This is a genomic window from Sphingomonas sp. GC_Shp_5 (genome assembly GCF_026540855.1).
GTDB lineage: Bacteria > Pseudomonadota > Alphaproteobacteria > Sphingomonadales > Sphingomonadaceae > Sphingomonas.
This window is the reverse complement of the sequence record NZ_JALNUP010000007.1, coordinates 61,532-86,691: the sequence shown is the minus strand read 5'-3', so window position 1 is coordinate 86,691 and position 25,160 is coordinate 61,532. Positions and strand designations below refer to the sequence as shown.

Here is a 25,160-nt window from a genome sequence, read left to right as displayed (position 1 = left end):
GCGCCGGTTACAGCTTGGCGAGCCGCCCGCCATCCACCGCGAGCGTGGTGCCGGTGATGAAGCCGGCATCGTCGCTGGCGAGGAAGGCCACCGCGGCGGCGACATCCGCGGGCTGGCCGACATCGCGCTTGTCGATCGTCTCGGCGCCCGATTTGACGTTGGGGTTGTCCCACAGCATCGGTGTATCGATCGCGCCGGGGAGCACCGCATTGGCGCGAATCCTGACGTCGCGGCCCTCGATCGAGGTGGTCCGCGTCAGCGACAGCAGCGCGGCCTTGGCGGCCGAATAGGGCGCTGCATTGGCGCTGGTCTCGATCGCGTGGACACTGGCGATATTGACGATCGCGCCACCCTTGTCGCCGCAGTGGAGGAACGCCTGGCGGGTGAAGAAGGCGGCGCCGAGGAGATCGACCCGCAGCACCTTGAGCCAATCGTCGCCGGTGAATTCGGCGAGCGTCTTGAACGTCATCAGCCCGGCATTGTTGACGATCACATCGACCGCGCCGAACCGCGCGAGCACCGCGGCGACCGTGGCCGCGACCTGATCCTCGGCGCCGACATCGCAGCCGAGGCCGATCGCCTCGCCACCGGTGTCGGCGACGAGCTTGGCCGCGGCGGCCTCCGCCGCCTCCGCCTTGAGGTCGACGATGGCGATGCGGGCACCCTCGGCGTGAAGCCGGGTGGCGATGGCCAGCCCGATCCCGCCGGCAGCGCCGGTGACGATCGCGACCTTGTTGGCGAACCTGTTATCCATCATCCATTCTCCTGGGTGGCGGGGGCGGTGGGCTGCCCCTTGATCATTTCACGCGCGCGCCGGCGCTGGCGCTTGGCGTGCTCGTCGCCGGCCTCGTCGGGCATCACCACCGGCACGGTGAGACACATGCTCTGGGTCGGCAGCACATCGCGCCACTGGCTGATCAGCCGCTTGTACGCCTCGCCGACCGGGCGGATCTTGCGATCGAGATCGAACAGGCCGAGCGGGTTGACGTTGCCGTTCTTCTCGCGCAGCGCGCTGTCCCAATCGACCTGGTCGGTGAGCGAATACCAAGTGAAGCCGACCACCGGCACGCCATCGTTGCGGACGCGCAGCACGTTGGCCCATTCCTTCCACAGCCAGTCCACCGCCTCGGTGCCGAGCGGGCCCTGGTTGAGGTTGGTCTCGGTGTGCATCACCGGCAGCCGGTAGCGATCGTGGTACTGGCGGGTGATCTCGCTGTAACCGAAGATCTCGCCCGAGGCGCGGGTGGAGCCGTCCGCCGAGACGCGATGCTCGTTGGTGACGTAATAATCGTTGCCCATGATGCAGTGCTGTTTCAGGCGATTGTCGAGGAAGAAGTGATATTCCTCGCGGGTCATGCCGTTATCGAGCAGATATTCGTACATCTCGGAATCGACGCGGCGGCCGTAGTTGAGATCGAGCGACAGAAAACGCTGCGCGTTCATCACTTCGGCGGGGTGGATCGCCGCGGGACTGTCGGCATGAAAATATTCCGACGACTCGCTCTGCACGAAAATCGCATCGGGGCGGACGGTGAGGATCGCCTGCATGGCGAGGACATTGGCCTTGACCAGATGCTTGAGCGCGGTGACGAACGCCCCCTCGCTCTGCAACTGCTCGTTCCACCAGCCGTAGCGCGCCGAGAAGGTGGCGCAGATATACATCTCGTTGACCGGGGTGTAGAGCTGCACCCACGGAAAGCGTGTAGCAAACGCCAGCGCATAGCCGCAGAACAGCTTGGCGAAATCCGGGTTCTGGAAATTGCCGATCCAGTCCGGCACGCCGAAATGGCAGAGATCGACGATCGGCACGATGTTGCGCTGCTTGAGATCGGCGAAGGTTTGGTCGGCAAACGACCAATCGTAGCGGTCGACGCCGAGCCAGGTCTTGTGGATCGGCGGGCCGAAGCGGAGATAGCCGATGCCCATCTCCTCGACGAGCGCGAAATCCTCCTGCCAATGCTTATAATGGCCGCAGCTTTCCATCTCGTCGATGCGAGTGCGGCCGTTGTCGATGGTCGGTACGCTATTCTCGATACCCGTCGCGAACATGAAGGTGGCGATGGCGTGTCTCCTGATTCCGTACGCTCAACGCAGATGGCATGGCGCAGGGCCCTTCACGCCGGCCGATGACGCCGAATTCATCGAAGCGGCCGGTCGTGGTTCCAGTGGGGGCTGCCGCGGCGATGGCGTTGCCGCGCCGAGCCGGCTAGCTCTTGTCGTCGCGAGGACAACGGGGAGCAGCGGTATGACGGCCAATGTCCATGTGAACCTGCGCATCACGGATGCCGCGCGCCAGGCGGCACTGGCGCCGCGTTTCCAAGCGGCGCTGGCGGCGGCGGGCGGACGCATTCTCCATTTCGGGCCGGTCGCCGGCACGCTGGAAGGCGATGTCGCGCCCTTGCCGCTTGCCGGCATCTTCGAGTTCCCGACGCTGGCCGCCGCGCTCGCTTTCTATGACTCGGCCGATTACGCGCCGATCAAAGCCGAGCGCGCGCTGGCGCAGGAAGCGCGGATGTTCGTCGTCGACGCCGGCTAGGCCGCCCGCGTCGTGACCGCGGCATCGGTCTCGGCGATCTGATCGACCGCTTGCCCGAGCGAGCCGGCATAATGGTCGGCGCCGAGCGCGTGCTGGATCGCAGTGTCGCTGAGCGCGGCCTCGCCCTGCGGCCATAGGCCGACGACGATCCGCGCCGCCGGGGCCCGCGCCCGGAGGCGGCGGATCAGATAGCGCAGCCGCGCCGGCGAGCCGGTGACCTCGAGATAGGAGATGGCGATCACGCCGACATCGGTGACATCGAGCGTGGCGATCGTCTCGCGCGACACCGCGGCGTCCGCGACGCTGCGCGCGTCGATGCCGCGCTGGCCGAGCAGTTGCACGAGCATCGCGGTAACGGCCTCGTCGAACACGCCATGGCCGGCGACGCAGATCACCCGGCCCGGTACGGTCGCCGCCGCATCGCGCGGGGCATAGGATTGCAGATCGTTGATCACCGACAGCATCGAGCGCGTCATCCGTGTCGCGCTCGCGGGATCGATCGTGCCGCGCGCCTCGTCTTCGACCGCGAGCTTGAGGCCTTCGAGCACGACGCCGTCGTAATAAGCAACCAGCGGACGATCGGTGAGCAAGGTCTCGGCCTGCGCCAGTGCCTCGTCGGGGTTGTTGGCGAGGATGCGCTGGTAGAAGCTCTCCACCGGGGTGAGCGCCGGGCGATCACCGAGCAGCACGTCGAAGAATTCGAGGCTCTTCACGTGGCGGCCCATCACCACCAGGCACAAGGTGAGCGGGGTGGACATGATCAGTCCGATCGGCCCCCACAGCCAGGTCCAGAAGATCGCCGAGACGATCACCGATACCGGCGACAGCCCGGTGGAGTGGCCGTAGAGCAACGGCTCGACGACATAGCCGGTGAGCGGCTCGATAACGGCGAACAGCGCGACCACCTCGAGCGTCATGCCCCAGCCCGGATCGACCGCGGCGCCGAGCGCGGCCGGCGCAACCGCGGCGAGGAACGAGCCGATATAGGGCACGAACCGCAGCAGACCGGCCATGACGCCCCACATCGCGGGCGAGGGGATGCCGATCGCCCAGAGACCGAGGCCGATAACGACACCAAAACAGGCGTTCACCGCAAGCTGCGACAGGAAATACTTGCTGAGGCGCTGGCCGGCGTCGTCAAGCGCGCGGGTGGTGCGGTGGAGATCGCTCGAGCCGAACACGCGGATAAAGCGATCGCGCAGATCCTCCTTCTGCATCAGCACGAAGATCGCGACAATGAGGACGATGACGGTGGTCTCGAGCGGACCCAGGATCGGCTCGAGCACGGTCTTGGCGATGGTGAACGGCGAGGTGCTGTCCTGCACCACCTCCACTGGGATCGGCCGGCGCTGACCGTTGCCGGCCGGTGCCGCGCCGGTTCCGCTGGGGGCTGCCGCGCTAGGGCGAGGGCCGCTCTGGCGGCCGCTGCCGAACTCCTTGGAGAGCGATGCCAGGCGCGACACCGCATAGCCTTGCACGCCCTGGACCTTGGCCTCGATGGTCTGGGCATATTGCGGGGCGTTGGCGGTGAGCGAGGCGGCCTGGCTGCCGATCAGGGTGCCGACCAGCCCGAGCACGCCGAGCGCGGCGAGCACCGTCAGCATCACCGCCGGCGCGCGCCACAGCCGCAACCGCTGCAGCAGGTTGACGACCGGCGACAGCACGAAGGAGAGCATCACCGCGAGCGTGATCGGGATCAGCACCTGCTGGCCGAAATACAGCGCGGCGATGACGAGCGTGCCGACCGCAACACCGGCCAGCGTCTTCAGCTCGGGCGCCGACACCGGCTTGATCGCGGCCGCACCCGCCTCGGGCGGCGGCGCGTCGCGACTACCGGTGAACACGTCCTTGTAGCCGGCAACACTGTCTAATTCGCTCATGCGGCGGCTGTCTCTTTGGTGGCGCTGGATATCCAGGCGGGGAAGGTGATGGACGATGCGGGCACGGCCGGCCCGATCGGCGCCGCGCGCCGGCCGGGCGGGAAGGGAGGATCACTCCTCTTCGGCGGCCTCGGCGTCGGCCTTGGTCTTGTGGCTGACGCCTTCCTCTTCGGCGGGCGGCGCATAGACGGTGAACAGCTTGAGCGGCTCGTCACCCTTGTTGATGATGTTGTGCTTGGCGCCCTTGGGGATGATCACCATGTGGTTGGCGGTCACCTTGGTGCGGCTGCCGTCGACCACCGCCTGGCCCTCGCCGGCGACGAAGAAGGTGGTCTGATCGGCATCGTGCGTCTCTTCGCCGATGTCGTCGCCGGGTTCGATGCTCATCAGCACCACCTGGCAATTGGCGTCGTAATAGACTTCCTTCTGGAAGTGGCTGTTCTTGGTCGCCAGGGCGATCATGTCTTTGTTGAATACGGCCATGTCGTCGTCTCCGATGGAATGCGATGGTTAGCGGTTGCGGCCGAGGATCGCGTCGAGCGGGTTGCCGCTGCCGAACATGCCGGCAAGGCCACCAAGCCCGCCCGGCAGGCCGGCTTGGCCGCCGCCCTGATTGCCTGCGCCCTGCTGGAGCAGCGAGCCGAGGAGGCCGCCGAGACCGCCGCCCCCGCCGCCGGCGGTGGCGGTGGCGAAGTGACGCGCGACCATCGCCGCGACGATCGGCAGCATCGCTTTGAGCACCGTGCTCGAGACGCCGGTCTGCCCCGATGCGTGATCCGCGACCTCGCGGCTGACGTCCTTGGTGCCGAAGATCTGGCCGAGCACGTCGTTGCCCGCGGCGGGATCGGTGTGGTCGATCGTCTGCCCCGCCGCTGCGGCGTCGGGGCGATGCTGGAGCCCGCCGAGGATGGCGGGCAGCAGCGACGCCATCGCCGACTGGGTCTGCTCGGCACTGAGGCCGAAGCGGCTGCCCAGCGCCGCGGCATCGGTGCCGCTCGAGGCGAGGATCTGCGAAGTGGCGTCCATGGTCATCCTCTCGAAACTGGTGCCCCAACGATGCATCCGAGACGATAGGTCCGCCGTCGCCCGACTAATTAGCGGTGACGGCTTATGGCTGCCGCGCCCGATCGTGGCGCGGCGGCGTTGACGCTGCACATGACCCCTGACGATCCCGCTACAACCGCCGCCACACTGACCGTCTGGCACGATGGCAGCTGTCCGCTGTGCCGGCGCGAGATCGCGCTGATGCGACGGCTCGACCGGCGCGGGCGCATCACCTTCGTCGACGCCGCGGGCGATGCGCCGATCGCCTGCCCGGTGGATCGCGCCGACCTCCTCGCCCGCTTCCACGCGCGCGAGGAGGGGATCTTGTTGTCGGGAGCGGCGGCGTTCGCGGCGATGTGGCGGGCGATCCCGGTGCTGCGGCCGCTCGGGCTGATCGCGCGCAACCGGCGGGTGCTGGCGGGGCTCGAGCGGGGCTATCGGCAGTTCCTGCGCGTGCGGCCGCGGCTCCAGCGGCTTGCGCAACGGCGCGCGGCGGCATGACCGACGAGCGGGACGGGCGCGGCAAGGCGGTGCCGAGCGGGCGGCTGGCGCGGCTCGGCGTGTTCGGGCGGCTTGCCGGCGGCGTCGCCGGCGGGGTGATCGCCGAGGGCGCACGGCGGCTCGCCGACGGACAACGGCCGCGAATGGGCGACCTGCTGATGACGCCGGGCAACATCAGTCGCGTGGCCGACCAGCTCTCACACCTGCGCGGCGCGGCGATGAAGCTCGGCCAGATGATCTCGATGGATGCCGGCGATTTCCTGCCCGACGAGCTGACGCAGATCCTCAGCCGGCTGCGCGATCGGGCACACCATATGCCGCCCGCGCAGCTGCAGGGGGTGCTGGCGCGCGATTGGGGCAAGGACTGGCGGCGGCGGTTCGCGTGGTTCGACGCGACACCGGTCGCCGCGGCGTCGATCGGCCAGGTCCATCGGGCGGCGACGCCCGATGGCCGCATTCTCGCGATCAAGGTGCAATATCCCGGCGTGCGCGACAGCATCGACGCCGACGTCGACAATGTCGCGACGCTGCTACGGTTGTCGGGCGTGCTGCCCAATGCGCTCGACATCGCGCCGCTGCTCGCCGAGGCCAAGCGTCAGCTCCACGAAGAGGCCGATTATCGCCGCGAGGCGACGCAGCTCGCACGGTTCGGCGCGCTGCTGGGAGACGATCCCGCCTATGTCGTGCCCACGCTCGACGCGGAATTCAGCGGCGACGACGTGCTGGCGATGAGCTTCGTCGAGGGCGTCGCGATCGAGACGCTGGCGGACGCTGACCAAGCGGTCCGCGACGCGGCGATGCGCGCGCTGATCGCGCTGGTGCTGCGCGAATTGTTCGACTTCGGGCTGATGCAGACCGATCCCAATTTCGCCAACTACCGCTACCAGCCGGCGACCGGTCGGCTGGTGCTGCTCGATTTCGGCGCGACGCGGGCGATCACGCCGGTGACCGCGGACGGCTATCGCCGCTTGCTCGCCGCCGGGCTCGGCGGCAGCCGCGACGGCGTGCGCGCGGCGGCGATCGCGGCAGGGTTCCTGGGCGCGGCGGCGGTTGACGCCCACCGGCCGCAGGTCGACGCGATGATCGACGTCATCCTCGGCGAGCTCAACCGTGCCGGCCCGTTCGACTTCGGCGACCGCGCCTTCGTCGGCGGGTTGCGCGAGCAGGGCATGACGATGGCCGCCGACCGCGACACCTGGCACGTCCCGCCGGTCGAGACGCTGTTCGTCCAGCGCAAGATCAGCGGCACCGCACTGCTCGCCGCGCGGCTGAAGGCACGGGTCGACGTCCGCAGCATGATCGCCGCGGCGCTCGATGCGGGAGACGCCAGCCGGTAACGCCGAACGGCGGCGTCAGCCGCGCTGGACGCGTTCGGTGAGCACGATCTCGCCCTCGACCTCGATGTCCTCGTCGGGATCAAGACCGTCGGTGTCGGGCATCTCGAACTCGGCGCTCCAGTCAAAGATCTTCTCCTGGCCGCCCTCGATCCAGACGCGCACCGCACCGCTGGTGATTTCGCCGCCCATCGCACCGACGAAGTCGGTGACGAGCGCGTCGGCGGCATCGGCATGATCGTTCGCGCCCGGGATGCTGGCGGGCTCGATCTCCTCGTCCATCTCGATTAACTGAGCCCAAAAACGCTTGGCCATGGTTCGCTTCCTCAACATTTTCCTGCCGACGGCAGGCCGTCGCCTGCGCCCGGCATAGCGGCTGACGCGGCGCCGTGCATCGTTTTCCGCCGATGCGGACGCGGCACCGTTTGACCTCGCCGGTGTCGCCATGCATCACGTCGCCATGTCCGCCTTGCCCTCCCGCCGCGACGCGCTCGCCGGCGCCGCTGCCGCGGCGACGCTTGCCGCCGTTCCCGCCCGTGCCGCGGGACCTGCCGCCGACGCCGCGGCGATGCTCGACCGCTTTGCCTGGGCGCTGCTCGCGTTCGATCCGGCGCAGGCGACCGGGCTCGGCGTCGACACCGGCGCGCATGCCGATCTGCGCCGGCGGCTCGAGGACCGCTCGCCCGCCGGCTATGCGGCGCGCCGGCAGTTCCTCACGGCGGCACTCGCGGAGCTCGCGCGGACGCCGCGCACCGGGCTCGATGCGGTGACCGCGACCAGCCTCGCGGTCGCGGACAGCGCGTTCCGCACCGCGCTCGACGGCATGGCACTGCCTTATGGCGTCGCCACGATCGGCAGCTGGCGCAACTCGCCTTACGCCGTGATCCAGAACGTCGGCGCGTGGCTCGACGTGCCGCAGCTGCTCGAGGGCGACCATCCGGTGCGCGATGCGGCGGACGCCGAGGCCTATCTCGCCCGGCTCGCGGCGATGCCGGCGCAGCTTGATGGCGAGACGGTGCGCATCCGCGCCGCGCGCGCGCAGGGCCTGGTGCCGCCATCGTTCCTGCTCGACAAGACGATCGCCGGGATGGCCCGCACGATCGCCGATGCCGCCAAGGCCGACGGCCCGCTGATCGCGCCGCTCGCGCGCAAGGCAAAGGCGATCCCCGGCGCGTGGACCGACCGCGCGGCGCAGATCGCGCGCGCGGCGATCGTCCCTGCGCTCGAGCGCCAGCTCGCCGAACTGCGCGCCGAGCGCGCGGTGGCGACCGACGCGCCGGGGCTCGGCCTGCGCCCGCAAGGGCCCGAATGGTATGCCTGGGGGCTGCGCGCCGGCACCACCACCCGGCGCGGCGCGACGGAGATCCATGCGCTCGGCCGTGCGCAGCTGACCACGCTGCAAGGCGAGATGGATGCGATCCTCAAGAGCCAGGGGCTGACGCAGGGCAGCGTCGCCGAGCGCGCCACCGCGCTCCAGCACCGGCCCGGGATCGCTTTCGGCAACGACGACGAGGGCCGGCAGCAGATCATCGCCTATATGCAGGGGCGGCTCGACGCGATCCGGCCGCGGCTGCCGCAGGCGTTCCGGCGGTTGGTGAAGGGCAATCTGGAGATTCGCCGCCTGCCGCTGGCACAGGAGCCCGGCGCGGCGGCGGCCTATGGCGGCCCGGGGTCGCTCGACGGCACGATCCCCGGCAAGGTCTGGGTCAACCTCGGCGATCCCTCGATTCATAACAAGGTGACGATCCCCGACCTGGTCTTCCACGAGGGCATTCCCGGCCACGTCTGGCAGGGCGAATATGCCCAGCAACTGCCGCTGATCCGCTCGATCCTCACCTTCAACGCCTATTCCGAAGGCTGGGCGCTCTATGCCGAGCAGCTCGCCGACGAGCTCGGCATGTACCAGGGCGATGCCCCCGGGCGGCTCGGCTATCTGATGGGGCTGTCGTGGCGCGCGGTGCGGCTGGTGGTGGATACCGGCATCCACACCATGAACTGGTCGCGCGATCGCGCGCTCGCCGAATTCGTCGCCGCGACCGGCCTGCCGCGCAGCAACGCCGAGAGCGAGATCGACCGTTATTGCGCCTGGCCGGGGCAGGCGTGCGGCTACAAGCTCGGCCAGACCGAGATCGTCGCGCAGCGCGACCGCGCCAAGGCGGCGCTCGGCGCGCGCTTCGACCTGCGCGACTTCGACCAGGCGGTGGTGGACGGCGGCAACGTTCCGCTCGGCGTGCTCGCCGACAATGTCAGCGGCTATATCCACCAGGTGCGCGGCTGAGGCGGCCGGCGACGCCCGCCGCGGCGCGAGGAGGGGCCCGATGACCGACGACTATGCCCATGGCCGGCGCGACGGCCTGCGTCTCGCGCTGTCGATCCTCGCCGCCGAGGAGGCGAAATGGGCCGCGCTGCTCGGCGAGAGCCCGTCGTGGCGGACCAATTCGATCCGCGAGGTGCGTCACAAGACGCTGCAGGTTGCCCAGACAAGGGTGCAGACCGTGCTCAACCGGCTGACGCCCAAGGGCGACACCGCGGTGAGCGACGAACTCGCCGCGGCGCTGGACAAGGCCGGGCTCTAGCAGCGGCTGCCCTGCACCGGCCGGAACGGCGCGCTGCCGGCGCGCGTTGCGGGGGATGCTGTGGGGGACGGTGATTGAGGAATATCGATTTCAGCTCGTGGCAGAGCCTGCTCGGCACGTTGTTTGGCCTGACGCTGGTGACGCTGCTCGGCGTCGGCATCCGGCTGCTGACGGTGATGACCTTCCAGCAGCGCCGCGAGCGGATGAACCGCCAGATCAACGAGCGGCTGCGCACGCTGATCGCGGCGTACAAGACGCTGGGCGGCTCGTTCACCGGGGATCTCACCGTCGATCCTGCGCACAAGCGCGATGCGCGACGCGGCACGCCGCCGACGGCCGACGTGCCGGCGGGCGAGGAGCCGATGGCGACGCTCGATCTCAGCGCCGAGGGCGCGTCGCGATCGGATCGGACCCGGCGCATCCGCGACGCGGTCGAGGCGGCGCTGTCCGACATCATCCTGCTCGGCACCGAGGAGCATGTCCGTCTCGCCGACCGCGCGGTGCGCGAGCTGGTCGCCGGCCATCCCGTCCACACCCATGAGCTGGTGGTGTCGCTGCGCGCCTTCGTGCGCGACGCGCTCGATCTCGATCCGATCCCGGCCGATCTGGTGATCCCGATGCAGGGGCCGACCCGGCCGGCGGGATGGGGGGCATGGGTGGCGGTGCCGACGACCCGCATCACGATCCGCATCACCAAGGCTGATCGCGCCCGCACCACCCGACGCCGGAGGCTACAGCGTCATTTGATCGGGGCTTCCAGCGTCGCCGCGGCGCAGCTCGCCGTCGCGCGCACCGGGTTGCAGCGCACGACTGCGTTGCCGGGCAGGTGCACGGTGTAATTGCCGGGAAAGCGCGGGTCCGCCCACAGATAGTCGGTCGAGACATAATGGGCGCCGCTCGCCAGCGCGGCGTCGCGGCGGGTGGTGTCGTCGGCGCGCGCCTCGCGGGTATCGGCATCGGCGCGGGTGCGCACCAGGAAGCCGAGCGCGACGTCGCGCCTGATCCGCGCGCCCTCTGCGACCGGATCGTTGATCGTCAGATAGGCGGCGGCCGGCGAGGCCTCGTCGGTGTTGATGAAGAACACCCGGCCCTCGAGCGAGCGCCGCGCGCCGCGATACACCGCGACCTTGGCAGGGGGCTCGTCGAGCGCGAACAGGATGCGGCCGCGCGCCGTGTCCAGCGTCGGCCAGTTGCCGGCGAGCACCGCGTCGCGCAGCGTCGGGTAGCGGCCCTGGACGTCGTCGGGCGTGATCAGCTTGTCGGGCGACAGCACGCTGCGAATCTCGGCGTCGAGTGCATCATAAGCGGCTTCGGTGAAGGGCAGGGCGTCGATCCCGCCCCTGGCGGCGTTCTGCTCGTCCTTGGCGTTGAACATCAGCATGATCGGGATATGGGCGGGATGCGCGTCCGACCAGCCGCGGATCAGGCGCAGGCAATCGACCAGCAGCACGCAGCTGCTCGAATTGTCGATGCCGGGGATGTGCAGCACCTTGAAGCCGGGGCGCTCGAGCTTGGGATCATTTGAGCCGCGCGCGTAGCGACCGCCGTCGGGATCGTAATTGGCGTCGATCTCGAGCTGGCGCGCACCGGCATCGAGCTGCGCGACCAGCGAGCGGTGGCCGTAGTCGAGGGCGTCGGCCATCGCCGGGCTGGCGGCGCGGATCCGCGCCATGGTCGCGGCGGGCATCGGCAATTTGTAGCTGTTGTGGGTGCCGATCACAGCGATGTCGTTGATGCGCACCGGCGGGGATGATGCGGAGGTCGCGGCGGCGGCAAGCATCGCCAGGAAGGGCATGGCCATGGTCGTGGGATCCTTAAAAGGTCCCGGTGACAGCGAAATGTTACAAGCGTTAGTGAACGGTGCCGATCGGAACGCCCGCGGCCGTGCAAGGCCGGACGGAGGCGGCGCGAGCCGGCACAGGATGACGGCACCGATCAACCAGCGATCGATTGTCCGCCACATTGGCGAAGCCGCCAATCAGCGGCAAAAAGCCGAGGCCGCCCCGATCCAGGCGGAGCTAGGCTGTTGCGCGTTGTGGGAGCGCGACGAGCGCGCTCCCACTCGGGTCATGGAGCGCCTGTGATCAGAACACCCAATCGAAGCCGAACCGGAAGTAGCGCGGCTGCTGATACGCGGTCGCCGACTCGTAAGCCGGGTTGGGCGTGAAGTAGGTCGAGCCCGCGACGGTGCCATTGGAGCCATCGTTGGTGGCGCTGTCGATCTCATGCGCGGGATTGCGGTTGAGCACGGCGGCCGAGTTGAAGATGTTGAACACATCGGCGCGCAGCGTAAGGCCCTTGGCCAGGCCGAGCGACTCGGGCAGCGTGTAGCGGACGGCAAGGTCGAATTGCGTCAGCCAATCGGTAGTCCAGCCGGTGCCACGTGCCGAAGCGGCGGTTGCGTCGTAGTTTCCGTTGGCATCCAGCGCCCCCGTCGCGCAGAAAAAGGCCACCGCACCATAGCCGTAGGCGTCCGGATCGTACGGGTCATAGCCTTCGCACGAGCCGTGCATCGGCGACTGGACCTGCACATTGGTGCCGACCAGCAGGTTCTTCGTCACGTGATACCCCCCGGCCAATTTGAACACGAAGCGGTGATCGTTTGGCAGCAGGCCATAAGTATTCTGCGTCAGGCCAGGATAATCGAAGTCGATCGTGGCACCGGCATCTGACTGGACGCCATTGCCTACGTCGGACGACACGGTGCCCTCATAGTTGCCCTTTGACTTGGACAGCGTGAACGACCCCTGGAGGTAATATTGGCCGTTGTCGCGATGGTTCCAGTCGAGCACCAGCGATTCATACGTACGCTTGGGCTTCGGGAAAGACAGCCCGGTCAGCGTCACCTTCTTGGTCGGATCAACCCAGTCAGTCAGGGTCACGCTCGATGAACCCGGGTTCCAGATGTAATAGGTGTTGCGCAACGTATAGCGGGCGCATTGCGCAGCGGTCCCAGTCTGCGCCGCGGACCCGCAACCATAATAGTCGAGCAGCTCCTGCGAAAAATCGGTGTCTTCGGACACTCGCGCCAGACGGCGATACGTGGCGGTCAGGCCGATCGACAGCAGTGGCGTGGCTCGGAAGCGGGTGCCGAGGATGAACTCGTCCTCATAGGTCGCCTTGGTGTTGGGCGCGACCTTGGCGTAGGCCGGGTCCTGCAGGTTGGAGCCGTAAAGGACGCAGGTCGCCGCGCCGTTTACCGGGTGGCCGGGTGCCGAGGAGATGTCGTTGGGGCAGGGCGAGCTGAAGCCGGCGACATCGGTGCGCGCCGCGCCGAGGTTGATCAGCGGCAGGCCGGTGCTGGGATCGGTCGGGAAGGTCGCGGCGGTGATGCCGGTCGGATAGGCGAAATACTCCTGGAAGTAATCGTCCTTGCCGCGGAAGCCGAGGTTCATCGCCGGCGGGATGAAGTAGCGCCCGTAATTACCGAAGAACTGGAAGTTGGAGCTGCCGTTCGGGGTGTAGCTGAAGCCAAGGCGCGCGGCGAAATTGCCCTTGAAGTCTAGATACTTCTCGCCCGACAGGTTGTTCTGGTTGAACTCGTCGTCACGCACGCCGGCGTTGATTGTCAGGCCGGTGAGCGGCTGCCACGAATCCTGCAGATAGAAGGCCCGGTCACGACCGGACACGGCGCCGCCGAGATGCTCGTAGGTCACCACCACGCCGCCGTCGCGGTAGCTGTATTCGAGCGGCAGGCCACCGTTGATCTGGGTGACGTGGTTCATGCTCAGATCTTCATTGTCCATGCCGAAGCGGACATGGTGCTCGCCGGCGATGGAGAAGCGAAGATCGCCGTCGAAGCGATAGAATTTGCGCTCCGTGCGCTCGCTGTCGCCGGTGAGGAAGGTCTGCGACGAGATGGTGGTGCTGTTGCCGCCGACGGTGGCGGTACGGCGGTCGTTGACAAAGTAGGACGAGGTATCGCCCGGCCCCGTGATGTTGGAATCCTTGCTGATCCCGTAGGCGCCCGAGATCTGGAACCAGTTGGTGATGCTGCCGGTGTAGCGGCCCACCCAGTTGAGACCGCCGGTCTTCTGCACTTCGTTGCCAACAGACTGGCCGATGGTCGCATTGGTGAAATCGGCGTTGGGCGTGATCGCGTATCGATCGCGCTGAATCGTCTCGGCGGTGTTGAACAGGGTAAATTCGAGGTGCTGGGTTGGTGTGATGTAGACGTCGGCCTTGCCGCCGTAGAAGGGCGTGGTGCTCTTCGTGCGCTCGTAATAGTTGCTGGTCGGATAGGCGTTTTCGGTGATCAGCGACTGCGGCTGGTATAGGCCGTAGAGGAAGACGTGATCCTTGATCAGCGCGCCACTGGCTTCGAAGGTGAGCGAATCGTTGAAGTTCTTACCGAGGCGGCCGATCGTATCCGGATCGGTCGGGTCACCCACGTTGGGCGAGTGCGACTGGACGCCGGGTTCGAAGTTGCCGTGGATGGCCATCATCGGGGTGTTGGAGCCCGATTTGGTGGTGGCGTTGATTACACCGCCGGTCGCCCGTCCGAATTCGGCCGCATAGCCGCCGGTCTGCACGTCCACCGTCTGGTAAAAATCGAACGGCACCCGCGACCCGCCAACATAGGTGTTGGGGTTGGTGATGTTGAGGCCGTTGATGTAATAGGCATTTTCCGCGACCGACGAGCCGCCGATCGACTCCACCGTGCTGTTGCCGGTTCCGAAGCCTGCGGCGCCCTGGACCGTGCCCGGCGCGAGCTGGATCAGCGCACCGAGCGAGCGGCCGACCGGCACGTTTTTGGCGATGTCGACAACATCGATGTTGAGGCCGGTCGTGGTCTTGGTGAAATCCTGGCGTACGCGCGCGCCGGTGACGACGATGTCGCTTGAGCCGGTCTTGGACAGCGTCAGGGTCAGCCGGTTCTCCTGCGCGGCGACGATCGTGATCGTGTCGGAATAGCTGTCATAGCCGGACGAGGTGATGGCGACATCATAGGTGCCGGCGACCAGGCCAGCGGCCGAGAAGGTGCCGCCGCGCGACGTGGTCAGCGTCCTTGCCTGGTTCTGCGCCTGCGAGCGGAGCGTCACCTGCGCGTTGGCGACGGGCTTGTTCTTGGCATCGACCACCGTGCCCGACACGGCACCAGTGGTGTAATCCTGCGCCATGGCGGCTGGCGCCAGCACCATAGATTGAGCGAGGCCAGCGCCGATCAGAGCAAAAGCCTGCAGCGCAGAACTAGACTTCAGAACGTTACGCAGTGTATCCCTGGTTGCCACAATGCCTCCTTTTGATGCGCTCCACCCTGCAATGGAACATTTACTAGTCTTCGCTGCGTTTCGGAGCTGAAGCACTTGACGGAATGGAGCAGAGCCGGGGGCGATCAGTAAAGCGCCGAGAGAAATGCAACGCTATTCCGCTGCAAGGTGTAGCTCAATTGCCACCATGACAGATTATTCATTTATTCGTCATAGTTGCATTGGTGCTAATGCCATTTTTCGATCATCTGTGCACAGCAACGACGAGGAGGACGCTTTTCACATCTAGTCTATAGTAGTTTAACATTGCCGAAGGCTATGTTGGCACTGGCATCAGTAAAGGAAGATCAAATCCAGCTTTCCCTGTGAGCAGGCCGAGTGGCAGCATCGTGATCGTGATGGGTCGCAACTTTGCGCTGCTGCTGCTGATCTATCGGCTCGCGCTGGCCGGCTTTGCCGCGAGGGTCCCGCATCGAGCTGGTCGCACCATCCTATGGTCGCGGTTGCGTACAGCCGTCCGCGATGTAATCCTTGGCCATGGCAAAAGCAGATGCGATGAGGGGGCCGTCGTTGCTGCGCAGGTTGTTGCGCGCCAAGGACGCCATGGATGCAGCATCGCATGAGCGATGGCCGGTGCAGCGACTTGCCTCGGTCAGCGGCGTCTCGCCGGCGCATTTTGCCCGATCGTTCAAGTCGGCGTTCGGCCTGCCGCCTCATCGCTATCTGCTGACCCGCCGGATCGAGCGTGCCAGGGCATTGTTGCGCGACACCGATCTTCCCGTGATCGACCTCGCGTTCCAGACAGGATGGAGCAGCCTTGGTACCTTCGGTCGCATCTTCCGGGATATCACCGGCCAGAGCCCCACCCACTATCGTGCACGGCAGAAAATCCTGCCGCACCTGTTCGAGCAGGTTCCCCATTGCTTCGTCAGCGCGGCGCATCGGCCCGACCTCACAATCGCAGTTTCGGAGAAGCGACGGCGATCGGCAGCGGGTACGAAGGCGACAGAGGAAAGGAGGCCGCTATGAGCCAAGGCATCGGCGTTGCCGGGATCTACGTTCGCGATCAAGACGAGGCGTTGAACTTCTACGTCAACAAGCTGGGTTTCACGGTCCATACCGACGCCAGCAATGGCGGCTATCGGTGGCTGACCGTGCACTATCCCGGCCAGCCCGGCATCCAATTGGGCCTGTTCAGGCCGCAGCCGCCCACCGTCGATCAGGCCACGGCGCGCACCATCGACGACGTCGTCGCCAAGGGCGCGATGCCGCCGCTGGTGCTGGTGGTCGACGATTGCCGCGCCGCGCACGAGCGGTTCAGCGCGGCCGGCGTGGAGTTCACCCAGGCGCCGATCGAGCGCTTCGGCAGCGTCGATGCGAGCTTTCGCGATCCTTCGGGAAACGGATGGAAGCTGATCGAGGCACGGCCATGAAGGTCGCGTCTTTCGGGCCGGAACGGGGACAGGCATCAAGGGCGTTGGAGGAAACGCCGGCAAGCCGGCCGCGCACGCGTCGCCTTCATCGCTGGATCGCGATCTTGTTCACGGGGAGCGTCGCTGCAAATTTTGCGGCAATGCCATGGGGGCCGCCGCCGCTCTGGATCACCTACGCGCCCCTCCCGCCGCTGTTGACGCTGATGGTGACCGGACTCGCCATGCTGATCGCGCCATGGCTCGCCAGCGGGCGCGGCATGCTTGCGGCAAGGGGGGATGCAGACCGATCAGCGATTTCGTCTCGATCAGGATAAGGGTTTAGGCGATCGGCAAGATCGTCTCGCTACTGGCAAGCCCGCGGCCCTGGTCGATCACTCCCACCCGTGTTGACCTTCACCTATGAGGGCAGCGGCGTCAGGATCTCGTCGATCCTTGCTCTGGCGCCATCGATGGCCGCCAGATGCGGATAGCGCAGGCCGGCGTAGGCGATCTCCACGCTACGCATTCTCTTGCCAGTGGCGATGGCGAGCCGGATCGGCATGCCGCCGGTTGCAGCCGCGATGGCGCGGCCCAGTCGGTCCGGCGTATAGGCGCGATCACCGATCGCGGTGATCCGACTGCCCACCGTCAGCCCTGCCGCAAAGGCGGGGCCCTCCCAGAGCACGTCGTTCAACGTGGCATCGGCCGCCACCATCACGCCGATCGAGTGGGTGAAATCATGCGTGCCGGTCAGTGCGGCCATCGATGCCTCGAACGGATTGGGCGCGTCACGGTAGACCAGCCGGTAGCCGCCACGCTCCAACCCTTCGAGTGGCGCGCGTTCGTGCGTGTCGGTCAGTCGATCCTCGAAAAATGCCTGCCAGTGAACGGGGCAATGGACTGCAATGCTTCCACCACATCTCCGAACAGATCTGAGTGAAAACATAGACATAGCCGCGAAACGCGCATGCGCCCCCGCGGTTTCTGCGGTTAACTTCCATCATCACGTTTCGCATGGTCGAGTAGCAATCCGCCGTTGCGATGTCTTGATCACCTACGTCGGAGCCCAGATGGAACGTTACCTGTCCGGGCTGCGGGCCGTCACTGGACGCCTGAATGCGGCTGGTTCCGCCGGTGGCTGCCGTGCGTTGCCTGTCCCGACTGTTGCGAGTAGGAGGCCGCGTCGCGAAAGACGACGGCTTGTCCTTCTGGATCTGCTGTCGCGCGCACGCAGGACGGCAGTCCTGCCAGCGGCTCCACACCACCAAGGTGGCCGGCATCAACACGTGCCGGCTATTGGAGCAGGAGCTCACGCCAATGCACGACCCCATCACTATCATCGGCGCCGGTCTCGGCGGCCTCACCTTGGCCTGCGTGCTGCACCGGCACGGCATCGGCGCCGTGGTCTATGAGAACGAGCCATCGCCGAGGGCGCGCGGGCAGGGCGGGTTGTTGGACATCCACGAGCATAGCGGGCAGCGCGCGCTCGCCGATGCCGGGCTGTTTGACGCATTCCTTGCACTCGTCAGGCCTGGCGAGGATGCCAAGCGGGTCGTCGACAAAACCGGCGCGGTGTTGCTGGATCGACCAGGCGACCCCGATTCCAGCCGGCCTGAGGTCGACCGCGGCGAGCTGCGTCAATTGTTGATCGCCGCGCTTCCCGATGATGCGATACGGTGGGGGCACAAGGTGAGCGCGGTTCGTGCGCTGAGCGGGGGGCGGCACGCCATCGAATTTACCGACGGCACGCACATGACGGCCGGCTTGCTCGTCGGCGCCGACGGTGCGTGGTCTAAGGTCCGTCCGCTGCTGTCGGACGTGCGCCCTGGCTATAAAGGTATCTGCTTCATCGAGATTCGTCTGCCGGCCGATGATCCGCGCGCCGCGCCAGCGGCCGCGGTGATCGGCAGCGGCACGCTGATGGCGGTGGCGCCGGGGCAGGGCATTCTGGCTCACCGCAACGCCGATGGCAGTATCCATGTCTATGTCGCGACCAATCGGCCCGAGAGCTGGTTTGCCGCACTGGACCTTTCGGATCCTGCGGACGGGCTCGGCGAGGCGGTGGAGTTGTTCGAGGGCTGGGCACCGTCGTTACGGGCACTCATCACCGTCAGCGATAGCGCGCCGGTGCTCCGCCCGATCTACGCGTTGCCGGTCGGCCACCGGTGGCCTCGGTTACGTAACATCACCCTACTTGGCGATGCGGCCCATCTGATGTCGCCCTTTGCCGGCGAGGGCGCCAATCTGGCGATGCTGGACGGCGCCGAACTCGCCCGCGCGATCGTCGCGCATCCGGGCGACAGCGAGCGTGCCCTCGCTGTCTATGAGCAGGTGATGTTTGAGCGGAGCGCAGGCATTGCCGAGCAGAGTGCCCGAAATCTCGAGCGCTTCTTTGGAGCGGAGGCGCCAGGCAGCGTGGTAGAGCTTTTCGCAGCGCGAGGCTGAACGCCTTGCTGATCGCTCAGCCAGGCTGCTGCCGAGGCGGCGTTAAAGACGGTGCGGGTTTATACCTTGCATCGAAGGCCTCGGTCGCCTGGAGCTCGACGTCACCGAAGCGGCCAGCCGCTTCACATCATGTCGTATTTGATCTGCTCGGGCGCGACCGACCAGAGCATCGGCAGAAAATCGGGCTGGGCGATCTCCTCGCCGTCGACCAGCTGCATCCACATCCCCATCTCGCGCCGGCCGAGCAGCTGCCGCTCGCCATCGTCGAGCATGACGACATTGCCGTCCTGATAGGTGTCGATCGGCTCCCAATTGGGCTCCCAGGGAGTGCCGGCCTCGTCCCGCTCGGGATGGTGAAACGCGGCGCCGGAGACGTCGGGGTCGGCGGCAGGAGGCGCATGGTGCAGGCCGATCCCGGACAGCCCCTCGATCGCGGCGCGTTCCGCCGGCGGCAGGTCGGCAAAATCGGGATCGAGCTTTTCGGTTGCCATCGGATCGGTACCTTTCGCGGCGGACGATCAGGCAACCACGGAGCCGCTGTATCGTCGCACCTCGCCCCAACGCGAACCGTCGCCAGTCGATCCGCGGCGTTCGGCTTGCCGCAGATCGCGCCGACGAGCGGCATACTATGCTCGCTCGCTCGACGCCTTGAGGCGCGTGATGACTGCGCCGCCCGATGCACGGGTGAGCATCAGCCTCAGCCAGTGGCGGCGAGCTTTGCCGCGAACGCGGCGGCATCGCATAGGCCCGCGACGCCGCGTGCGGCACAGCCGGGAATCGGCATCACCGCCACATAGGGCGGTGATGCCGCGGCGCCACGCATCTGATCGAGCGTCTGCGAACGGTACAGCGCCCGGACATAGTGGTTGCCCGCGCCATCGTGGAGCCGTTGCAGCATGATCGCGCCGCCGGGAGCGGGGTCGTCTTCCGCCAGCCCCGGCACCTGCTAGTGAACGCCGAGCAGCCCGCCGAGCGTGGCGACATTGGTATCGTGGCCCAGGATCAGGGTGATCGCCTCGGCGCCGTCCAGCCCGCGCCGGATCACCGGCAGCAGGCCGGCGAGCTTGACCGACGCGATATAAGGCGGTCGCGCTAGCAGGCGAAATTCGAGCGCGTGGAAGGCGGCCAGGTGCGTCGCCCGTTGCCCAATGACAATGGTGTCACGCGGGGCATCGCCGGTAGCCGTGGCCCGTCATCTTGCGCCTGTTGCTGCGCCTGCGCGGGGCTGGCCGCCACACCGGCCAGGGCAATGGCAGCGGCATGGGCAGACCCAACGGCAGGTGAGGGGTGCCCCGTGGCGGGCGTGGATGACATGTTCATGACGGGCGATGATCATGACAGACTTGTCATGACGCGGCCGGGGTTAAGCTTCGCCCCGGAGAATCCGCGCGACGGGACTGTCGCTGGAGGCTCGCCTGGTGTCAGTTCCGCGGGTGTTCGAGCATCGCCGCAGCGCGATGAGAACGGTATGCGCTTCGATTGCCCTGCCCAATTCGCGACATAGCGTGCCTGTTGCGCTGCGGTGACCGGCTGTCACGCGCGTTTCACGGAGGGCGTCTAGCGGTCACCGCGTCCGCAGCGAACGCCGAACAAGGAGCGATAGATGACCATTCCGTCGCTGCGCCAGCGCGGCCTGCGCCCATGACACAGCAGGCGCCAGTCCTGTCGCGCGACCCAGTCAGCCATGCCGACCTCAGGCCGATGCTCCAGCGCTTCGTCGAGCGCCGGCTGCGGCATCCTGCCGACAGCGAGGATATCGTTCAGGAAACCTACGCACGCCTGTACGAATATAAACAGACCCGCACGATCGGCGATGTCGGCGCGTTCTGCTTCACCATCGCGCGCAACTTGATCAACGATCATTTGCGCCATCGTCACCGCGCGGGGAACAGTGAGGAGCTACCCGGCGAGACCGCGTGCGCCGCGCCGCGCGCGGACGAGATCCTCGCCTATCGCGAGCGGGTCGACATATTGATCCGGGCCTTGCGGGCCATGCCGCCGCTCCGCCGCGAGATCTTCACGCGGCGCCGTCTCGAGGAACAGCCGATCGCGACGATCGCCGGCGATCTGGGCATGACGGCAGGCGCGGTGGAGCGGCATTGCGGGCGGGCGCTGGCCGACCTCCGTCACGCGCTTGATCGGCGCGGGCTCGGGTTGGAAAAAGGCGCATGACCCGAGAGCGGACGAGCGACAAGCGATGGACTGGCGGGGCGCAATCTGACGATCGCGCGCTAACCGAGGCCTTGGAGATCTGCGCTTCGAGCGGGCGGCTGTCCGACGCGCAAGTGCGGGGGATGCGGGCCGCGAGGCAACGCCGGGTGGTCGCGGCGAGCGCCATGGTAGCGATGGCGGTAGTCGGCGGCGGCTTGTGGCGGGACCTTCGGCGCGATGGAGGCGCCGTGCAGGTGGCGCATCTCGAGACGCGGCGCGGCGAACGACGGGCGGTGCGGCTCGCGGACGGATCGACGGTGCGGATGGATGGCGCGACCCGTCTCGACGTGCGGCTGGAGGCGGCGCAGCGCCGCATCCTGCTGTCCCGTGGCGAAGCCTTTTTCGACATCGCGCACGATCCCGCACGCCCCTTCGAGGTCGTCGCCGGCCGCTCAAGCACGCGGGTCCTGGGGACTGCCTTCGCCATCGACCTTGCCGCGGACGGGGTGAAACTCGCGGTGTATCGCGGCCGCGTGCGCTTCGGGGTCGCGGCAACGGAAGACGGCGTCACGGTACCGGCGGGCTGGCGGTCGCAATTCCGTGGCGGGGTGGTGGCATCGCCAAAGCGCTTCGACCGCGACCAGCCCGATTGGCGTGGCGGGTGGCTAGACACCGATGCGATGCGGCTGGGAGATCTGGTCGACAAGCTCAACCGGCGAAGCGGCCCGCTGATCGCCCTTTCCGAGCCGGCGCTTGCCGATCTACCGCTGTCGGGCCGGTTCAAGCTCGATACGCCGCGACAGCTGCTCGAGGCGATGGGCGAAGCATATGGGTTCACCGTTCGCCAGCAGGGCAACACGTTGCATCTGCAGCCAAAAGCATAGTCATAGTATTGACGCATCAGTGACCGAGAAGAGTAATAACTCTTTTTTGTCCGACATCCCGTGTCCTGCCGTCTTCCGATCGAGGCGCCGATCGGCGCGTTGGGGGATCATGAATGCTCAGTTCCAGACTTCTGCTCGCCGGCATGGCGACGACTGTTATCGCCGCGACACTTGCCACACCCGCCGCAGCTGTGGCGGCAGACGCATCATTCGAGCGCCACATGACGTTTGCGATTGCGCCCACCGACCTGCGGAGCGCGATCTCGCAATTCTCGCGGGCGACCGGGGTGCAGGTGCTGGTGACGCCAATTGAGGTACAGGGGCGCCGGACCGCAGGCGTCGGCGGCACCCACAGCGTGCGTGACGCGCTCCACATGCTGCTTCAGGGTACCGGTCTGACCGCATCGGTCCATGGCGACGTCGCCGTGCTGACGCCCGCAGCGGGCGCCCGGAAAGCCCAGCCGCGCGCCGTCAGGACCGCAGCGACGACGGTCGCTGACCCGACGCCAGCGACCGCGCCCGGCGATGACGTGCCGGTGCCCGATATCATCGTTTCCGGCTATCGCGAGAGCCTGCAGCGCGCGCAGGATTTGAAGCGCCGTGCGGTCGGCACCGAGGATGACATTCTCGCCACCGACATCGCCTCCTTCCCCGACCTCAATCTCGCCGAGTCGCTGCAGCGCGTCCCCGGTGTGACGATCACCCGCGACAGTGGCGAGGGGCGGCAGATCGCATTGCGCGGGCTTGGGGCCGATTTCACGCGGACCCAGCTCAACGGCATGGAGGTGCTCGGCAACGCCGCCTCGGGCATGGACAATCGCGGCGCCGTGTCGCGGTCGCGATCGTTCGATTACAGCCTGTTCGCGTCCGAACTGTTCAACCGGGTCGCGGTGCAGAAGAGCTTCTCGGCGGATCAGGACGAAGGTGGCATCGCCGGAACCGTCCAACTCTCCAGCGCGCGGCCGTTCGACTATGCCGGCACCAAATTCGTTATCTCTGCGAAAGGGCAGACCAACGACAATACGAGCGGCGTCACCCCGCGCGTGGTCGGTCTGGCGTCAGGACATTGGGGCGATTTCGGTGCGCTCGTGTCGGTCGCCTACAGCGAGATCAAGAGCAACGAATACGGCTATCGCAACTGGGGCTGGGGGCTGACCAAATACAACGCCGCCAACATTGGCCCGACCGTCGACGCCGCGACGCGCGCAAAGCTGCTTGCCGGGGTGTATCAGCCGACTGCGCAGTCGCCGTCGAGCTGGTACACCGATCGCAAGCGGCTCGGGGTCACGACCTCGCTGCAATATCATCCGGGCACACGGTTCAAGCTCGACATCGATGGTCTCTACGGCCGGCTGCAGGATCACCGCGACGATTATGCCCTCGCGACGGCGGGCACCAACGCGCTGACCGGCACCTCGATCGCCGGCGCGCAAGTGATCCAGAGCGCGGTGATCGACGACAGCAACACGCTGCGCGCGGCGAACTTCACCGGTATCGACCTGCGCTCCGAACACCATATCGTCGAGAACCAAACCGACTTCTACCAGGGCGTCGCCAACGCCAGTTGGGACGTTACCGATCGACTGAGCGTTCACGCGCTCGGCGGCTATGAGGAATCCGACTTCGGCCAGCCGGTGTTCGACAAGGTTTTCATGGAGTTGAAGAACACGCCGTTCAGCTATGACGACCAGCCTACCGTGCCGGTCAACACCTATGGCAAGGACATCACCGACCCGAACAACTGGGCGCTCCAGCGGCTGGATACGCAAGAAAACAAGATCACCAACCAATATGCCAATGCCAAGCTCGATGGCGCGTATAAGCTGACCGACACCTTGACCTTCAAGGCCGGGGCTGAGTTCAAGCATTTCATCAACAGCGGCTACACCTGGGTCAACAAGGTGTTCCACAACGTCCCCGCGGACGTCGCCATTCCCAACGACCTCAAGCAGGGCGTCGGCGTCGATACGCTCACCCAATATATCGTCGGTAATGTCGACGGCGTGTACAGCTACATCGGCGACCCCCGAGTTCTGACCGTCGCGAACCTCCAGGCCGGGAGCGACTATCGCGTCGACGAGAAGACCTGGGCGGGCTTTGCCCAGCTCGATCTCGACACCCGCCTTGCCGGGATGCGGCTGCGGGCCAATGCAGGGGTGCGCTATTATTCAACCGACCTGCTGTCGTCGGGGCACCTGTCGCAGGTGATCAACGGGGTGACGGCGTTCGTGCCCGTCGACGTCGGCACCAACAGCCATGGCGTCCTGCCGGCTGCCAATCTCGCGCTCGACGTGGCGGACGACATCGTGGTGCGCCTCAGTGCCAGCCGCAATGTCAACCGCCCCGGGCTTGGGGATCTCGCCGCGGCGGGCTCGATCACCACGCGGCCAAACGGCGGCACCCTCAGCCTCGGCAACCCCTATCTGAAGCCCTATAAGGCGACCTCGGTCGAGGGCGGCGTCGAATGGTATATGGGCCATAGCGGGTTCGCGTCGGTCGGCTTCTTCTACAAGCATATGGACAGCTTCATCGTCGCCTCGACGCAGCAGATCCCCTATGGCCAGACGGGGCTGCCGCTATCGCTGCTGGTACAGGGCGAGGACGCCAACACGATCTTCGACGTTAGCCAGCCGATCAATGGCCCCGGCGCCAGCATCAAGGGCGTGGAGGTCGCGGCCCAGCACGACTTCACCTTCCTGCCAGGTGTGCTCAAGCACCTCGGCATGGTCGCCAACGGCACCTGGTTCGACGGGCACCAGACGGTGTTCTACAGCGGCGTCCCGCGCGATCTGCCGCTCTACAATCTGTCGAAATGGGCGGCCAATGCGACGCTCTATTATGAGAATGCCTTGTGGGGCGTGCGCGTGTCCGATGCGTATCGCAGCCAGTATCTCACCGCGGCCAGCAACGCCCTGGCCAATGCCGGCGATGGCATCAAGGGCACCAACAATGTCGACTTCCAGGCGCATGTGAACGTCAGGCCGGGCGTACGGCTGATCGTTGAAGGCATCAATCTGACCAACGAGCCGATCCAGCAGTTCGCCAGCGTCGATTACGACCGCCCTGAGGTTTATACGACCAGTGGTCGCACCTTCACCTTCGGCATCACCGCGGAGTTCTGAGCGTGGCGCGGTTCGGCGCCACGCGCCCGCCGCGCCGCGTCCCGAACACACGCGCGCCGGCACAC

24 protein-coding genes are annotated in these 25,160 nt (G+C 66.8%); 13 read left to right on the top strand and 11 right to left on the bottom strand.

What is annotated here, in order from left to right; all coding sequences use genetic code 11:
- Positions 1–7: 7 nt before the first annotated feature.
- A complete protein-coding gene (locus OXR60_RS07485; RefSeq protein WP_267395191.1) occupies positions 8–754 on the bottom strand; it encodes an SDR family oxidoreductase in 747 nt (248 codons plus the stop codon).
- Entirely contained in the window at positions 754–2,049 is a 1,296-nt protein-coding gene (locus OXR60_RS07480; protein ID WP_267395190.1) for a family 1 glycosylhydrolase, read from the bottom strand. The genes OXR60_RS07485 and OXR60_RS07480 overlap by 1 nt, the downstream gene beginning before the upstream one ends.
- Here OXR60_RS07480 and OXR60_RS07475 point away from each other — a divergent pair.
- Positions 2,048–2,536: a DUF1330 domain-containing protein gene (locus OXR60_RS07475; protein ID WP_267395189.1), complete on the top strand. Its 489-nt coding sequence runs from the start codon at positions 2,048–2,050 to the stop codon at positions 2,534–2,536. The two genes, OXR60_RS07480 and OXR60_RS07475, sit on opposite strands and share 2 nt — an antisense overlap.
- On the opposite strand, the gene OXR60_RS07470 is transcribed toward OXR60_RS07475, so the two are convergent.
- The 3 genes from OXR60_RS07470 to OXR60_RS07460 form a co-directional block, all read right to left on the bottom strand.
- On the bottom strand, positions 2,533–4,416 hold the full coding sequence (locus OXR60_RS07470) for an AI-2E family transporter (protein ID WP_267395188.1): 1,884 nt from the start codon (positions 4,414–4,416) through the stop codon (positions 2,533–2,535). The genes OXR60_RS07475 and OXR60_RS07470 overlap by 4 nt on opposite strands.
- Before the next feature lie 111 nt (positions 4,417–4,527).
- Positions 4,528–4,899 carry a cupin domain-containing protein gene (locus OXR60_RS07465; protein ID WP_267395187.1) on the bottom strand — a complete coding sequence of 124 codons (372 nt, stop codon included), beginning with the start codon at positions 4,897–4,899 and terminating at the stop codon, positions 4,528–4,530.
- Positions 4,900–4,926: 27 nt separating this feature from the next.
- On the bottom strand, positions 4,927–5,442 hold the full coding sequence (locus OXR60_RS07460) for a DUF937 domain-containing protein (protein ID WP_267395186.1): 516 nt from the start codon (positions 5,440–5,442) through the stop codon (positions 4,927–4,929).
- Positions 5,443–5,571: 129 nt separating this feature from the next.
- On the opposite strand from OXR60_RS07460, the gene OXR60_RS07455 reads away from it, so the two are divergent.
- Positions 5,572–5,961 (top strand): DUF393 domain-containing protein, encoded by a 390-nt coding sequence (locus tag OXR60_RS07455; protein ID WP_267395316.1) that lies wholly within the window; start codon positions 5,572–5,574, stop codon positions 5,959–5,961.
- Complete coding sequence (locus OXR60_RS07450) at positions 5,958–7,298, top strand: AarF/ABC1/UbiB kinase family protein (protein ID WP_267395185.1); 1,341 nt, start codon at positions 5,958–5,960, stop codon at positions 7,296–7,298. Before OXR60_RS07455 ends, OXR60_RS07450 begins: the two co-directional genes overlap by 4 nt.
- 15 nt (positions 7,299–7,313) lie before the next feature.
- On the opposite strand, the gene OXR60_RS07445 is transcribed toward OXR60_RS07450, so the two are convergent.
- Positions 7,314–7,610 carry a hypothetical protein gene (locus OXR60_RS07445; RefSeq protein WP_267395184.1) on the bottom strand — a complete coding sequence of 99 codons (297 nt, stop codon included), beginning with the start codon at positions 7,608–7,610 and terminating at the stop codon, positions 7,314–7,316.
- A 145-nt stretch (positions 7,611–7,755) separates the two neighbouring features.
- Here OXR60_RS07445 and OXR60_RS07440 point away from each other — a divergent pair, with 145 nt between their 5' ends.
- The 3 genes from OXR60_RS07440 (at position 7,756) to OXR60_RS07430 (ending at position 10,710) form a co-directional block, all read left to right on the top strand.
- On the top strand, positions 7,756–9,573 hold the full coding sequence (locus tag OXR60_RS07440) for a DUF885 domain-containing protein (protein WP_267395182.1): 1,818 nt from the start codon (positions 7,756–7,758) through the stop codon (positions 9,571–9,573).
- Between the two features lie 40 nt (positions 9,574–9,613).
- Positions 9,614–9,871: a hypothetical protein gene (locus OXR60_RS07435; protein ID WP_267395180.1), complete on the top strand. Its 258-nt coding sequence runs from the start codon at positions 9,614–9,616 to the stop codon at positions 9,869–9,871.
- Between the two features lie 74 nt (positions 9,872–9,945).
- Positions 9,946–10,710 carry a hypothetical protein gene (locus OXR60_RS07430; RefSeq protein ID WP_267395179.1) on the top strand — a complete coding sequence of 255 codons (765 nt, stop codon included), beginning with the start codon at positions 9,946–9,948 and terminating at the stop codon, positions 10,708–10,710.
- Here the strand turns inward: OXR60_RS07430 and OXR60_RS07425 are convergent.
- Positions 10,611–11,672 (bottom strand): phosphatidylinositol-specific phospholipase C1-like protein, encoded by a 1,062-nt coding sequence (locus tag OXR60_RS07425; protein ID WP_267395178.1) that lies wholly within the window; start codon positions 11,670–11,672, stop codon positions 10,611–10,613. The two genes, OXR60_RS07430 and OXR60_RS07425, sit on opposite strands and share 100 nt — an antisense overlap.
- Here OXR60_RS07425 and OXR60_RS07420 point away from each other — a divergent pair.
- Positions 11,665–11,955 (top strand): hypothetical protein, encoded by a 291-nt coding sequence (locus OXR60_RS07420; RefSeq protein WP_267395177.1) that lies wholly within the window; start codon positions 11,665–11,667, stop codon positions 11,953–11,955. The genes OXR60_RS07425 and OXR60_RS07420 overlap by 8 nt on opposite strands.
- Here OXR60_RS07420 and OXR60_RS07415 read toward each other — a convergent pair whose 3' ends face one another.
- Positions 11,956–15,012, bottom strand: a complete 3,057-nt coding sequence (locus tag OXR60_RS07415; RefSeq protein WP_267395176.1) for a TonB-dependent receptor — start codon at positions 15,010–15,012, stop codon at positions 11,956–11,958.
- 606 nt (positions 15,013–15,618) lie between these two features.
- Between OXR60_RS07415 and OXR60_RS07410 the strand changes: the two genes are divergently transcribed.
- Together OXR60_RS07410 and OXR60_RS07405 are read left to right on the top strand one after the other, a co-directional pair.
- Positions 15,619–16,110: a helix-turn-helix transcriptional regulator gene (locus OXR60_RS07410; RefSeq protein WP_267395314.1), complete on the top strand. Its 492-nt coding sequence runs from the start codon at positions 15,619–15,621 to the stop codon at positions 16,108–16,110.
- Positions 16,107–16,514: a VOC family protein gene (locus OXR60_RS07405; RefSeq protein ID WP_267395175.1), complete on the top strand. Its 408-nt coding sequence runs from the start codon at positions 16,107–16,109 to the stop codon at positions 16,512–16,514. Before OXR60_RS07410 ends, OXR60_RS07405 begins: the two co-directional genes overlap by 4 nt.
- Positions 16,515–16,911: 397 nt before the next feature.
- Here OXR60_RS07405 and OXR60_RS07400 read toward each other — a convergent pair whose 3' ends face one another.
- The gene (locus tag OXR60_RS07400; RefSeq protein WP_267395173.1) at positions 16,912–17,256 is read right to left on the bottom strand and encodes a hypothetical protein; all 345 of its coding nucleotides are present in this window, start codon (positions 17,254–17,256) and stop codon (positions 16,912–16,914) included.
- A 506-nt stretch (positions 17,257–17,762) separates the two neighbouring features.
- Between OXR60_RS07400 and OXR60_RS07395 the strand changes: the two genes are divergently transcribed.
- The gene (locus OXR60_RS07395; RefSeq protein WP_267395171.1) at positions 17,763–18,938 is read left to right on the top strand and encodes an NAD(P)/FAD-dependent oxidoreductase; all 1,176 of its coding nucleotides are present in this window, start codon (positions 17,763–17,765) and stop codon (positions 18,936–18,938) included.
- 122 nt (positions 18,939–19,060) lie between these two features.
- Here OXR60_RS07395 and OXR60_RS07390 read toward each other — a convergent pair whose 3' ends face one another.
- Positions 19,061–19,429 (bottom strand): hypothetical protein, encoded by a 369-nt coding sequence (locus OXR60_RS07390; protein ID WP_267395170.1) that lies wholly within the window; start codon positions 19,427–19,429, stop codon positions 19,061–19,063.
- A 206-nt stretch (positions 19,430–19,635) separates the two neighbouring features.
- A complete protein-coding gene (locus OXR60_RS07385) occupies positions 19,636–19,881 on the bottom strand; it encodes a hypothetical protein (protein ID WP_267395169.1) in 246 nt (81 codons plus the stop codon).
- 758 nt (positions 19,882–20,639) lie between these two features.
- On the opposite strand from OXR60_RS07385, the gene OXR60_RS07380 reads away from it, so the two are divergent.
- The 3 genes from OXR60_RS07380 (at position 20,640) to OXR60_RS07370 (ending at position 25,095) form a co-directional block, all read left to right on the top strand.
- The gene (locus OXR60_RS07380; RefSeq protein WP_267395168.1) at positions 20,640–21,110 is read left to right on the top strand and encodes an RNA polymerase sigma factor; all 471 of its coding nucleotides are present in this window, start codon (positions 20,640–20,642) and stop codon (positions 21,108–21,110) included.
- Positions 21,111–21,337: 227 nt separating this feature from the next.
- A complete protein-coding gene (locus OXR60_RS07375) occupies positions 21,338–21,973 on the top strand; it encodes a FecR domain-containing protein (RefSeq protein WP_267395167.1) in 636 nt (211 codons plus the stop codon).
- 113 nt (positions 21,974–22,086) lie between these two features.
- Entirely contained in the window at positions 22,087–25,095 is a 3,009-nt protein-coding gene (locus tag OXR60_RS07370) for a TonB-dependent receptor (RefSeq protein ID WP_267395166.1), read from the top strand.
- The last annotated feature ends 65 nt before the right edge of the window (positions 25,096–25,160 follow it).